Here is a 13,996-nt window from a genome sequence, read left to right as displayed (position 1 = left end):
ATGAAACCTGTGTTCATTGCCTTGCTGCTGTGCTGCACCAGTGCGCACGCGGCCATGGGCCCGTTCGATGTGTATGAGCAAGCGTTGCGTAACGATCCGGTGTTTTTGGGCGCGATCAAAGAGCGCGATGCGGGCCTGGAAAACCGCACTATCGGCCGCGCCGGGCTGTTGCCGCGGCTGTCCTACAACTACAACAAGGGCCGCAATAACTCCGAAGCGCACCTGCCGGACGGGCGCGGCGGCAACTACCGCGACGACCGTAACTACAACAGTTACGGCTCGACCTTCAGCCTGCAACAGCCGTTGTTCGACTACGAAGCTTATGCCAACTACCGCAAGGGCGTGGCGCAGTCGCTGTTTGCCGATGAAACCTTTCGCGACAAGAGCCAGGCGCTGCTGGTGCGGGTACTGACCTATTACACGCAGGCGTTGTTTGCCCAGGACCAGATCGACATTGCCCGCGCCAAGAAGAAGGCCTTCGAGCAGCAATTCCAGCAAAACCAGCACCTGTTCCAGCAAGGCGAGGGCACGCGCACCGACATTCTGGAAGCCGAGTCGCGTTATGAGTTGGCCACCGCTGAAGAGATCCAGGCGCTGGATGAGCAGGACGCATCGCTGAGGGAATTGGGCGCGTTGATCGGCGTGCAGAGCGTCAACATCAATGACCTGGCACCGCTGAACCAGAGCTTTGCCGCCTTCACGCTGACCCCGGCCAACTACGACACCTGGCATGAACTGGCGATCAGCAATAACCCGACCCTTGCGTCGCAGCGCCAAGCCGTCGAAGTGGCGCGTTATGAAGTCGAGCGCAACCGCGCCGGGCACTTGCCCAGGGTCACCGCCTATGCCAGCTCGCGCAAGCAGGAGTCCGACAGCGGCAACACCTACAACCAGCGCTACGACACCAACACCATCGGCATCGAAATCAGCGTGCCGCTGTATGCCGGTGGCGCCATCTCGGCGTCCACCCGCCAGGCCAGTCGCGGCATGGAACAGGCCGAATTTGAGCTGGAAGGCAAAACCCGCGAAACCCTGATCGAGCTGCGGCGCCAGTTCAGCGCCTGCCTGTCGGGCGTGAGCAAGCTGCGCGCCTATCAAAAGGCGCTGAGCTCCGCCGAAGCGCTGGTGGTGTCGACCAAGCAAAGCATCCTCGGCGGCGAGCGCGTCAACCTCGATGCGCTGAACGCCGAGCAACAGCTTTACAGCACCCGTCGCGACCTGGCCCAGGCGCGTTACGACTACCTGATGGCCTGGACCAAATTGCACTACTACGCGGGCAACTTGCGCGACACCGACCTGGCAAAAGTCGACGAGGCCTTCGGCCCTGTGAAATGAGCCGCCATAACAACAATAAGGATGGTTTTAATGATCACCGATTCACCGCGCTTCAAACCCTTTACCGCAGGCTCATTGCTGCTGTTGTCCGTTGCGGCCCAAGCGGCTTACACCGAGACCGGCCAGCCGGGTAACCCGGCCAGTTGGCGTTCTGCCGAATTCCAGAGCGACTGGGGCTTGGGCCGCATGAAGGCGGATGAAGCCTACGCCGCCGGAATCACCGGCAACGCGGTGAAAATCGGTGCGTTGGACTCGGGGTTCGATGCCGATCACCCGCAAGCCACCACAGCGCGCTACCACGCCGTCAGCGCCACCGGCACTTACGTGGATGGCAGCGCGTTCAGCACCACCGGCGCGCTCAACCCCAACAACGACTCGCATGGCACGCATGTCACCGGCACCATGGGCGCGGCCCGTGATGGCGTGGGCATGCACGGCGTGGCCTACAACGCGCAAATCTATGTGGGCAACACCAACGCGAATGACAGTTTTCTGTTTGGCCCGACGCCGGACCCCAAGTACTTAAAGGCGGTGTACAGCGCCCTGGTCGATTCCGGCGTGCGCGCGATCAACAACAGTTGGGGCAGCCAGCCCAAAGACGTCAGCTACCAAACCCTCGGCGACCTGCATGCCGCTTACGCGCAGCATTACCAGCAGGGCACGTGGCTGGATGCGGCGGCGGACGTGGCCAAGGCCTCGGTGATCAACGTGTTCAGCGCCGGCAACAGCGGCTACGCGAATGCCAGCGTGCGTTCGGCGCTGCCGTACTTTCAGCCGGAACTCGAAGGCCACTGGCTGGCCGTGTCGGGCCTGGACAAGGCGAATAACCAGAAATACAACCAGTGCGGCATCGCCAAGTACTGGTGCATTTCCACCCCCGGCGCGTTGATCAACAGCACCGTTCCGGGTGGCGGCTACGGCGTAAAATCCGGCACCTCGATGTCGGCGCCGCATGCCACTGGCGCCTTGGCGCTGGTGATGGAACGCTATCCGTACATGAACAACCAGCAGGCGTTGCAGGTGCTGTTGACCACCGCCACGCAGCTCGACGGCTCAATCACCCAAGCCCCCAACAGCAGCGTGGGCTGGGGCGTGCCGGACCTGGGCCGGGCGATGCACGGGCCAGGGCAATTGCTTGGCGCGATGGACGTAAATCTGGCGGCCGGGCAGGGCGATGTATGGAGCAACGGCATCTCTGACCAGGCGTTGCTGCAACGCCAGGCCGAGGATCGCAACGAACACAGCGCCTGGCAGCAAACCCTGATCGACAAGGGCTGGCAAAACGGCGTGAGCGCGACCGCCAGCCAGCAGGACCAGACCGACTACGCGGTGGGTAGCGCGCGCGACCTGGCTGCGGCGAACCGCGTGTACGCAGGCAGCCTGATCAAATCCGGTGCCGGCAGCCTGGTGCTCAGCGGTGACAGCACCTATCGCGGCGCAACCACCATCAATGGCGGCTTGCTGGCGGTGAATGGCGCGTTGGCCTCGGCGGTGAGCGTCAACAACAGCGGCACGCTTGGCGGTTCCGGGCGCATTGCGGCGCTGCAGGTGAACAGTGGCGGCCGCGTGGCGCCAGGCAATTCCGTCGGCACCTTGCAGGTGGCGGGCGACGTGAATTTGGGCGCGGGCTCGACCTACGCGGTGGAACTGACGCCGACCAGCAGCGACCGCATTGTGGCGGGCGGCAAGGCCGTGCTGGGTGGCGGTACGGTCAGCCTGGCGCTGGAAAACAGCCCCACGCTGCTCAGCCAGAGCCAGGCGCAAAGCCTGATCGGCCGTCAATACAACATTCTTCAGGCGGCCGGCGGCGTACAGGGGCAGTTTGGTCAGGTGCTGCCTGACTATCTGTTCCTTGGCGGCACGCTCGACTACGCGGCGAATGGCGTGCAATTGAACGTGGTGCGCAATGAGACCAGCTTCGCCAGCGTCGGGGCCACGCGCAACCAGCGCGCTGTCGCTGGCGCCGCCGAGCAATTGGGCGCGGGCAACCCGGTGTATGAAAGCGTGCTGCAGTCGGATTCGGTGGCGGCGGCCCAACAAGGCTTGCAGCAGTTGTCGGGCGAAATCTACCCGGCGCTTGGCGCGATGCTGATCAACGACAGCCTGCAACTGCGCGACGCGGTGGGCGAGCGCCTGCGCCATGTGCCGGTCAGCGGCGAGCGCAACCTGTGGTTCAAGGCGCTTGGCGCCTGGGGCAAGGCCGACAGCCGCAGCGAAACGGCGGGCGCCACGACGTCCATCGGCGGCCTGCTCGCGGGTGTCGACGGCGCCCTTGATGAGCAGACCCGCGTGGGTGTGGTCGCCGGCTACAGCGACAGTTCATTGAGCCTGGGCAACGGCACGCATTCATCGGCGTCCATCGACAGTTACCACTTCGGCGCGTACGCCGGGCGTGAATTGGGTGATTGGCGCGTCAGCGTCGGCGGCGCTTACAGCTGGCATCGCGGCGATGTAAAGCGTGACCTCAACGATGGCGAAGTGAGTGGCAAGCAAAAGGCCAAGCTGGAGGCGCGTACTGCGCAGTTTTTCACCGAGGCCGCCTACCGCATTCACCTGCAACCGTTGGCGCTGGAGCCGTTCGCCAACCTGGCTTACGTGCATTTGGACAGCGATTCCTTCCACGAAAAAGGTGATGCCGCAGCGCTGCAGCGCGGCAGCGATCAGCGCGATGCGCTGCTCAGCACGCTCGGTCTGCGGGCGCTGAAAAGCCTGCCTTTGAATGACCACCAGCAACTGCAACTCTCCGGTTCGCTGGGCTGGCAACACAGCCTCAGCGCTGTCGAGTCCGCCGAACACCTGGCGTTTGTCGCAGGCGGGCCTTCGTTCGCGGTGCGCAGTACGCCGTTGCTGCGTGATGCCGCGCTGGTCGGTGTGCAGGCCAGCCTGGCGCTGAGCGCGCAGACGCGAATCAACCTGGATTACAACGGCCAGTTGGGCGGCCGCGAGAAAACCCAGGGCGTGGGCTTGAGCCTCAACTGGCAGTTCTAAAACACCCTCATTCAAAACCAGTTCCACCACTGTGCGTTCCCACGCGCAGCCAAGGAATGCCTCCCGTGACGCCTGACAACCTCGCCAACAGCGGGACGCAGAGCGCCTGGGGCGGCATTCCCACGCAGCGCGCGGCAACCCTCAAAAACGTCATAAAAACTAAGGACGGTCAACGTGAACAAACGCAAAGCAGGGGGTTTTTCCGCCACTCGCACAGGCCCGGGCTACCCGCTCAGTGCGCTGCTGTGCTGCCTGGCAGGTCTGGGCAGCGCCCAGGCCGCGCCCTATGTAGAAACCGGCAAACTGGGCGACGCCGCCAGTTGGCGCAGCGACGAGTTCAAGGCCGACTGGGGCCTGGGCGCGGTGCATGCAGACACCGCCTACGCGGCCGGCTACACCGGCAAGGGCGTCAAGCTTGGGATCTTCGATCAGCCGGTGTACGCCGCGCACCCGGAATTTGCCAGCCCCAACAAAGTGGTGACGATTGTCACCGAGGGCATTCGCCAATACACCGACCCGTACATTCCGGTGAAGGCGGGCGATGCATTCCGTTACGACGGCACGCCGTCGTTGGGCTCCAACGGCAAATTGGGTAACCACGGCACCCACGTCGGCGGCATCGCCGCGGGCAACCGCGATGGCGGGCCGATGCATGGCGTGGCGTTCAATGCTCAAATCATCAGCGCCGAAAACGGCGACCCCGGCCCGGAAGACGGGATCATCCTCGGCAACGACGGCGCGGTCTACAAAGCCGGCTGGGACGCACTGGTCGAAAGCGGCGCGCGAATCATCAATAACAGCTGGGGCATCGGCATCGGCGACCAGTACGCGAAAGGCGGGCGCGACCCGGCCTTTCAGAATTTCACCGTGAATGAAGCGCAGGCGCAGTTCAATAACATTCGGCCGATCCTCGGCACTCTTGCCGGTGGCGCTTATCAAGGTGCAATTGATGCCGCGCGCAGCGGTGTGTTGACGATCTTTGCCGCCGGTAACGATTACAACCGCAACAACCCGGACGCGATTTCCGGCCTCGCGTATTTTGTGCCGGACATCGCGCCGAACTGGCTGTCGGTGGCGGCCTTGCAGCAAAACCCGGACACCACCAGCGCCAATCCGTATGTGATCAGCACCTTTTCATCGCGCTGCGGCTATGCGGCGAGCTTTTGCGTGTCGGCCCCCGGCACGCGCATTTACAGTTCGATCATCAACGGCACCAGCCTGGAAACCCTCACCACCGACTACGCCAACTTCAACGGCACCTCCATGGCCGCGCCGCACGTGGCCGGCAGCGCGGCGGTGCTGATGGAGCGCTTCCCGTACATGAATGGCGAGCAAATTTCCACGTTGCTGAAAACCACCGCCACCGACCTCGGCGCGCCGGGCATCGATTCACTGTATGGCTGGGGCATGATCAACCTGGGCAAGGCGGTAAACGGGCCGGGAATGTTCGTCACGGCTGAAGATATTCCGGCTGAGTTTCGCATCGACGGTGCCTATGGCAGCGGGCAATTTGTAGCGGACCTGCCAGGCATCGGCGCGGTGGTGGATGCCGGCAAACCGACCGAACGCGTGTGCACCGACGTGCATTGCGGGCGCGATGTGTGGAGCAATGACATCTCGGGCCATGGCGGCCTTACCAAGCAGGGCATCGGTACGTTGCTGCTGACCGGCAGCAACACCTACAGCGGCCCGACCCTGGTTAATCAGGGTTTGCTGGCCATCAACGGGTCGGTGACGTCTGACGTCACTGTCAGCCAGAGCGGCATCGTCGGTGGCTCGGGGCGCATCGGTTCGCTGACCGCGCAAAGCGGCGGCACCGTGGCGCCGGGTAACTCGATTGGCACGCTGAACGTGGCGGGCGATGTGACCTTTAACGCCGGCTCGACCTACGCGGTGGAGTTGTCGCCGACCAGCAGCGACCAAATCGTCGCCAGCGGCACCGCCACGCTCAACGGCGGCACCGTCACCCTGGCCCTGGAAAACAGCCCGACCTTGCTGAGCAACGCGCAGGCCGCAAGCTTGATCGGTCGTCAGTACAACATCCTGCAAGCGGCGGGTGGCATTACCGGCAATTTCGCTGCGGTAGTGCCGGACTACCTGTTTATCGGTGGCACGCTGAACTACGCCGCTAACGGCGTGCAGTTGGCTGTGGCGCGCAATGCCAACAGCTTTGCCAGCGTCGCCGCCACGCCAAACCAGCGTTCCGTCGCGGCGGCCGCCGAGCAATTGGGGGCGGGCAACGCGGTGTATGAAAGCCTGTTGTTGGCGCCGACTGCGGCTTCGGCACAAGGTGCGTTCCAGCAACTGTCCGGCGAAATTTACCCGGCGTTGGAAAATGCCTTGGTCAACGACAGCCGCTACGTGCGCGAAGCGGTGGGTGAGCGCTTGCGCAATGGCGACATGGGCGCGAGCAGCCAAACCCTCGACAGCCGTGGCAACGTCTGGGTCAAGGCACTCGGTGCGTGGGGCAAGGCTGACAGCCGCAACGACACCGCAGGCTACACCAGCGCCATCGGCGGCCTGCTGGCCGGCGTCGACGGCGCGCTCGACGACGCCACCCGCATCGGCTTGGTGGCAGGCTACAGCGACACCTCGTTGAACATGGGCAGCGACACTCACAGCCGTGCTTCGGTCGACAGTTACCACTTCGGCGCCTATGCCGGGCGTGAGATCGGCGCCTGGCGTTTGAGTGGCGGTGCGACCTACAGCTGGCATCGCGCCGACGTGAAGCGCGACCTGCAATACGGCGCTGTAGCCGGCAAGCAGACCGCCAAGGTCGATGCACGCAGCACGCAGGTGTTCACCGAAGCGGCGTACCGCGTCAACCTGCAACCGTTGGCGCTGGAACCGTTCGCCAACCTGGCTTACGTGCATCTGGACAGCGATGGCTTCACTGAAAAAGGCGATGCCGCTGCGTTGAAAGGCCGTGATGACACCCGCGACGTGGTGCTGAGCACCTTGGGAGTGCGGGCCTTGAAGACCTTCAACGTCAACGACCATCAGCAACTGGAGGTGTCCGGCACATTGGGCTGGCAGCACAACCTGAGCAGCGTCGATTCCGAACAGCACCTGGCGTTTGCCTCGGGCGGGCCTTCGTTTGCGGTGGAAAGTACGCCACGCGCGCGTGATGCGGCATTGGTCGGTGCACGGGTCAGCCTGGCGCTGAGCAAAGAGGCGCGGGTGAGCTTTGATTACAACGGCCTGCTGGCCAGCAAAGACAAGGTGCACGGGGTGGGTTTGAGCCTCGACTGGGCCTTCTAAAGGGTGAAAAACCTGATGCATACGCCGGGCGCTCGTGAGCGCCGGGCTTATGCATAAGCGGTACAAGTGTTTTCGCTTTCTCGACAAATCCAACAAAAGAGAGGCATTACCATGGGTATCTTTGACTATAAAAACCTTGGCAACGAGGGTTCTAAAACGTTGTTCGCCGATGCAATGGCGATCACCTTGTATACCTACCACAACCTGGATAACGGCTTTGCCGTGGGCTACCAGCACAACGGTTTGGGGGTGGGCTTACCGGCCACACTGGTCGGTGCGCTGCTCGGCAGCACCGACTCACAAGGCGTGATTCCCGGCATTCCGTGGAACCCCGACTCGGAAAAAGCCGCGCTTGAGGCTGTGCAAAAAGCCGGTTGGACGCCGATCAGTGCGAGTGCGCTGGGCTATGGCGGCAAGGTCGATGCGCGCGGCACCTTCTTTGGCGAAAAAGCCGGCTACACCACGGCGCAAGTCGAGGTGCTGGGCAAATACGATCATGCCGGCAAGCTGCTCGAAATCGGCATTGGCTTTCGTGGCACCTCGGGGCCACGCGAAAGCCTGATCAGCGATGCCATCGGCGATCTGATCAGCGACCTGCTCGCCGCCTTGGGGCCTAAGGATTATGCGAAAAACTACGCGGGTGAAGCCTTCGGTGGCCTGCTCAAAAATGTCGCCGACTATGCCGGTGCGCAGGGCTTGAGCGGCAAAGACATTGTGGTCAGCGGCCACAGCCTGGGCGGGCTGGCGGTCAACAGCCTGGCGGATTTAAGCAGCAGCAAATGGTCGGGCTTCTACAAGGACGCCCACTATGTGGCCTTTGCCTCGCCAACCCAAAGTGCCGGCGACAAGGTGCTGAATATCGGTTACGAAAACGACCCGGTGTTTCGCGCTTTGGACGGCTATTCCTCCAACCTGTCGTCGTTTGGCGTGCACGACAAGCCGCACGACTCGACCACCGACAATATCGTCAGCTTCAACGACCACTACGCGTCGACCGTGTGGAATGTGCTGCCGTTTTCGATCGTCAACCTGCCGACCTGGGTGTCGCACCTGCCCACGGCGTATGGCGACGGCATGACGCGCATCCTCGAATCCGGCTTCTACAACCAGATGACCCGCGACGCCACGGTGATCGTCGCCAACCTGTCCGACCCGGCGCGGGCCAACACCTGGGTGCAGGACCTCAATCGCAATGCCGAACCGCATAAGGGCAACACGTTTATCATCGGCAGTCACGGCGACGACCTGATCCAGGGCGGCAAGGGTGCGGACTTTATCGAGGGAGGCAAGGGCAATGACACGATCCGCGACAACAGTGGGCATAACAGCTTTTTGTTCAGCGGCCACTTCGGCAACGACCGCGTGATTGGCTACCAACCGACAGACACACTGGTGTTCAAGGATGTGGCGGGGAGCACCGACCTGCGTGACCACGCCAAGGTCGTCGGCGCCGATACCGTGCTCACGTTTGGCGCCGACTCGGTGACCCTGGTGGGTGTCGGGCATGGCGGGCTGTGGACGGACGGTATCATGATCGGCTGAGTTAAAGCCCTGTGGCGAGCAACCTGTGGCGAGCGGGCAAGCCCGCTCGCCACAACACGGTTGTGATTACTTTTCGTCGCGCACTGTGGCCACGTCATCGGCTTTCACGCGGATGTGCTTGCCGGCTATATCGGTGAACTCATAGAAGCCGTCGGCGGTTTTGGTTTTGGGGGTGTCTTGCGTCAAATACTGCGTGCCATTTTGCAATGTCACCACGGTTTGCGTCGCGCAACCGGCCAGTACCAGAAAAGTGAGTGCAACCATCGGTAGACCCAAATTCTTCATGTTCATAACCCTGCCTTTAACCCTGAAAAGTCCCGCGCCATGGGCTGCGGGGCGATAAATGTTACTCGATCAACAGCCCTATCTGATCACTTTTATACGAAAAGTTGCGTGCGCCATTTATCTATTAGCGTTTGCAACAAGCGGTTTGCATCGGCACTCTGTATGCATAACCAGTATTTGATCAGCGCGCGCCATGGCCAACCCCCTCGACGACCCCTTGTATTACCTGCACAACTTCCGCCAAGTGCTGCATTGGCTGGGGCAGCGTTATGCCGATTTGCTCGACGCCGAAGAATTGCACTTCATTCAGCAATTCGACAGGTTGCCGCAGGCTTCACAAGCGCTGCTGGTGCGCATGGTGATGCGCAAGGGCGTGCACTTTCGTGCGAGCAAACTCAACTACCTCGAAATTGGCTGCACCCACGCCGCCGCGCTCGCGCTGGTCGAACAGGGCTGGGTGGATGAGCGCAGCCTGCTGGCGTTTGAAGCGCTGTTCGCGCTGCTGCAAAAGCGCGAAATTCTCGACGCGTTCAAACCGTGGATTGATCAACCCAAGGCCAAAAAGGCCGACTGGCTGGCGTCGCTGGCCGAGCAGTTCACCGAGCCGCGCAGCTTTGCGGATTGGTGCCCGCAGGTCGGCGATGCGCTCTACAGCCTCACCGTGATGGACCTCTGCGACCGCCTGCGGCTGATGTTCTTCGGCAATCTGTACCAGGACTGGTCGGAGTTCGTGCTGGCGGACCTGGGCATCTACACCTACGAAAAAGTCGAGTTCTGCGCCGAGTCGCGTGGCCTGCGCAATCGCGACGATGTGCACGGGTTTCTGTTCCTGCACCACTGCCAGCAGGCCTTTGAAGCCGGGCATGCGCTGGACGAGGTGTTGGCGCAAATAGCGACGCTTGTCACCGACAATCCCTGGCTGGAAAAACGCCGCGCCAAGTTGCTGTTCCAGATCGGTCAATGTTGCGAGCGCAGTGCCGAACTGGAGCTGGCGCAACAGATTTACCGTGGTTGCGCCTACCCCGGCGCGCGCTCACGGCTGATTCGCGTGCTCGAGCGCCAAGCCGATTACAGCCAAGCCATGGCCTTGGCGTGCGCCGCGCAACAAGCGCCGGAAAGCGCCGCCGAACACCAGCATATGCTGCGGGTGCTGCCGCGCCTGCGGCGCAAACTTGGCGAGCCGGCGCTGCCCAAGCCCAAGCCGCGTGCGGTGACGCGCCTGGACTTGGCGCTGGCCGTGCCGGAGCCGCTGATGTCGGTGGAATATTGCGTGCAGACGCACCTCAGCGAGCCCGATGCGCCGGTGCATTACGTCGAGAATGGGCTGATCAATTCGCTGTTCGGGCTGTTGTGCTGGGAGGTGATTTTTGCGCCGTTGCCGGGCGCGTTTTTCCACCCGTTCCAGCGTGGGCCGGTGGACCTGCACAGCGAAGATTTTCATCAGCGCCGCGCCAGCTTGTTCGCCGCGTGTTTTGAACAACTCTCGGATGGTCGCTACAAAACCACCATCCGCCAACGCTATGCGCAAAAATGGGGCATTCAATCGCCCTTTGTGTTCTGGAACCTGCTCAGCGAAGAGCTGTTGGAGCAGGCGCTGGCGTGTTTGCCCGCCGAACACCTGCGCTACTGGTTTGAACGCCTGCTACTCGACATCCGCGCCAACCGCACCGGCATGCCCGACCTGATCCAGTTCTGGCCTGCGCAAAAGACCTACCGCATGATCGAGGTCAAAGGCCCCGGCGATCGCCTGCAAGACAACCAACTGCGCTGGCTGGAGTTTTGTGGTGAATACCAGATGCCGGTCACCGTCTGCTATGTGCGCTGGGCAACACCCGCTTGAGCTATAAGGTCGCGGTGCGCGCGCTGTGCGAGTTCACGGCCAAGGTCGGCGACCTCGACCTGCGTTTTACGCCGTCGCCCAGCGCCCAGGAAGGCATCGTCGGCCACCGCACCGTCGCCTCGCGGCGCAGCGCGCATTACCAGCATGAAGTCGCGCTGGAAGGCGAATACCAGCAGCTCACCGTGCGGGGCAGGGCGGACGGCTACGACCCTGACCGCAACCGCCTGGAAGAGGTCAAAACCTATCGCGGCGACCTCGACGCCCAGCCGGCTAACCACCGGCTGTTGCATTGGGCGCAGGTCAAGGTGTATGGCTGGCTGATGTGCCAGAAGCTCGGGCTTGGCGAAATCGACCTGGCGCTGGTGTATTTCGACATCGTCGGCGAGGGCGAAACCCTGCTCAACCAGCGCTTTCAGGCGGCCGACCTGGCGCTGTTTTTCAACCAGCAATGCGCGCTGTTCCTCGGCTGGGCGCGCCAGGAGATGCAGCACCGCGAAGCGCGCAACAGCGCCGCGCAGACCCTGGCGTTCCCGCACGCTGACTTTCGCCCTGGCCAGCGCGCCTTGGCCGAATCGGTGTACAAGGCGGTCAGCACCGGCCGCTGCCTGATGGCCCAGGCGCCCACCGGCATCGGCAAGACCGTCGGCACGATTTTCCCGCTGCTCAAGGCGCTGGCGCCACAACAACTGGACAAAGTCTTCTTCCTCACCGCCAAGACTCCCGGCCGCAAGTTGGCCCTCGACGCCGCACAAGTGCTGTACGACAGCCATGCCGATTTACCGCTGCGGGTGCTCGAACTGGTCGCGCGGGACAAGGCCTGCGAACACCTCGACAAAGCCTGCCATGGCGATTCCTGCCCGTTGGCCAAGGGCTTTTACGACCGCTTGCCCGCCGCGCGCACGGCCGCCTCCAGGGTGCGCCTGCTGAACCAGCGCAACCTGCGCGAGGTGGCGCTGGCGCATGACGTGTGCCCGTACTACCTGAGCCAGGAAATGGCGCGCTGGGCCGACCTGGTGGTCGCCGACTACAACTACTATTTTGACTTCGGCGCCATGCTGTTCGGCCTGGCCCAATTGAATCAATGGCGGGTCGCGGCGCTGGTCGACGAAGCCCACAACCTGGTCGAGCGTGCGCGGTCGATGTACAGCGCGAGCCTCGACCAATACAGCCTCAAGACATTGCGCGACAGCGCGCCCGAGGCGCTGAAGAAACCCTTGCAACGCCTCAATCGCGAATGGAACGCCCTGCACAAGGACCAACTCGCGCCTTACCAGGCCTATGCGAGCAAGCCGGACAAACTGCTCCAGGCGCTGAGCCTCTGTGCGAGCGCGATGGGCGATTATTTCAACGATCACCCCGAAGCCCTCAGCGGTGACCTGCAAGCCTTCTACTTCGAGGCGCTGCAATTTGCCAAAGTCGCCGAGCTGTTCAACCAACACTTCATCTTCGATATCAGCAAGCGCCCGTTCGGCGGCAAACGCAGCGCCTCAACCCTGTGCCTGCGCAACGTGGTACCCGCCGAATTTATCCGGCCCAGGCTCACGGCCGCGCGCAGTAGCGTGCTGTTTTCTGCGACCTTGAGCCCTCGGCATTATTACGCCGACTTGCTCGGCTTGCCGGCAGACACCGCGTGGGTCGATGTGGAGTCGCCGTTCAAGGCCGAGCAATTGCAGGTGCGCATCGTTGATCAGGTTTCGACGCGTTTTGTGCATCGCCAAGCGTCCCTCGAACCGATAGTCGAATTGATCGCCCGGCAATTTGCGCAACAGCCAGGCAACTATTTGGCGTTTTTCTCAAGCTTCGATTACCTGCAACAAGTGGCGCAGTTGATGGCGCAGCGGCACCCGCAGGTTGCGCTGTGGCTGCAGTCACGCGGCATGGCCGAGGCCGAGCGGCAGGCCTTCCTCGATCAGTTCACCCAGCACAGCCAGGGCATCGGCTTTGCGGTGCTGGGCGGGGCGTTTGGCGAAGGCATCGATTTGCCGGGCGCGCGCTTGATCGGGGCGTTTATCGCGACCTTGGGGTTGCCGCAACTGAACCCGGTCAACGAGCAAATGAAGGCGCGCATGGGTGCGATTTTCGGCGCAGGTTATGACTACACTTACCTGTACCCCGGCATTCAAAAAGTCGTGCAGGCAGCGGGGAGGGTGATCCGCAGCCAACAGGACCGCGGCGTGGTGATGTTGATCGACGACCGCTTTGGCGAGGCGCGCGTGCGGCAGTTGTTGCCGCGCTGGTGGGCAGTGGATTAAGTGCGCCGGGGTTATTGATGCTTTCTGTGGGAGATTCTGTGGCTGAAAAAGCGGGACGCAGAGCGTCCGGAGCGGCATTACCACGCAGAGCGTGGGAACGATCATCCCCCAAGCCGAATGTGGTCAAACTGTGGGAGGGGGCTTGCTCCCGATTGCGGTGTGTCAGTCAACTCATGTATCAACTGTAAAACTGCTATCGGGAGCAAGCCGCCTCCCACAAAAAGCAAAAAAAGCAAATCTGTTGTGTATGCAAAACCCGCCCTTGATCTGCTTCTGATCTGCTTCAACCACTCAGGTCGGCTTTCAGGCCGCCGTGCTCTTGCTCTTGATCTTGATCTGAGAAGCGCCCCGTTAAACCACGANTGATCTGCTTCAACCACTCAGGTCGGCTTTCAGGCCGCCGTGCTCTTGCTCTTGATCTTGATCTGAGAAGCGCCCCGTTAAACCACGATGGCCGCACGCAGGCTTGAATCCGTGGGTAACCCGGCAGGAC

The 13,996-nt window shown here is 62.3% G+C and carries 7 protein-coding genes; 6 read left to right on the top strand and 1 reads right to left on the bottom strand.

Annotated elements, in window-relative coordinates; translation table 11 throughout:
- From AO240_RS18045 to AO240_RS18030, 4 genes are all read left to right on the top strand, one after another.
- Positions 1-1,335 carry a TolC family outer membrane protein gene (locus tag AO240_RS18045; RefSeq protein ID WP_099238000.1) on the top strand — a complete coding sequence of 445 codons (1,335 nt, stop codon included), beginning with the start codon at positions 1-3 and terminating at the stop codon, positions 1,333-1,335.
- Between the two features lie 30 nt (positions 1,336-1,365).
- Positions 1,366-4,323, top strand: coding sequence for an autotransporter serine protease (locus AO240_RS18040; RefSeq protein WP_099237998.1), 2,958 nt, complete (start codon positions 1,366-1,368; stop codon positions 4,321-4,323).
- Between the two features lie 174 nt (positions 4,324-4,497).
- Positions 4,498-7,584: an autotransporter serine protease gene (locus AO240_RS18035; RefSeq protein ID WP_099237996.1), complete on the top strand. Its 3,087-nt coding sequence runs from the start codon at positions 4,498-4,500 to the stop codon at positions 7,582-7,584.
- A gap of 111 nt (positions 7,585-7,695) precedes the next feature.
- Positions 7,696-9,126 carry a lipase gene (locus AO240_RS18030; protein ID WP_099237994.1) on the top strand — a complete coding sequence of 477 codons (1,431 nt, stop codon included), beginning with the start codon at positions 7,696-7,698 and terminating at the stop codon, positions 9,124-9,126.
- 66 nt (positions 9,127-9,192) lie between these two features.
- Here the strand turns inward: AO240_RS18030 and AO240_RS18025 are convergent, their stop codons facing one another.
- The gene (locus tag AO240_RS18025; RefSeq protein WP_099237992.1) at positions 9,193-9,417 is read right to left on the bottom strand and encodes a YgdI/YgdR family lipoprotein; all 225 of its coding nucleotides are present in this window, start codon (positions 9,415-9,417) and stop codon (positions 9,193-9,195) included.
- A gap of 187 nt (positions 9,418-9,604) precedes the next feature.
- Between AO240_RS18025 and AO240_RS18020 the strand changes: the two genes are divergently transcribed.
- The gene (locus AO240_RS18020) at positions 9,605-11,251 is read left to right on the top strand and encodes a VRR-NUC domain-containing protein (RefSeq protein ID WP_099237990.1); all 1,647 of its coding nucleotides are present in this window, start codon (positions 9,605-9,607) and stop codon (positions 11,249-11,251) included.
- Positions 11,248-13,503 carry an ATP-dependent DNA helicase gene (locus AO240_RS18015; protein ID WP_099237988.1) on the top strand — a complete coding sequence of 752 codons (2,256 nt, stop codon included), beginning with the start codon at positions 11,248-11,250 and terminating at the stop codon, positions 13,501-13,503. The genes AO240_RS18020 and AO240_RS18015 overlap by 4 nt, the downstream gene beginning before the upstream one ends.
- Positions 13,504-13,996 lie beyond the last annotated feature (493 nt).

The organism is Pseudomonas sp. ICMP 460, from assembly GCF_002723595.1.
Taxonomy (GTDB): domain Bacteria; phylum Pseudomonadota; class Gammaproteobacteria; order Pseudomonadales; family Pseudomonadaceae; genus Aquipseudomonas; species Aquipseudomonas kitaguniensis.
Note: the sequence above shows the minus strand (reverse complement) of the source record. Positions and strands in the feature narration are given on the sequence as shown.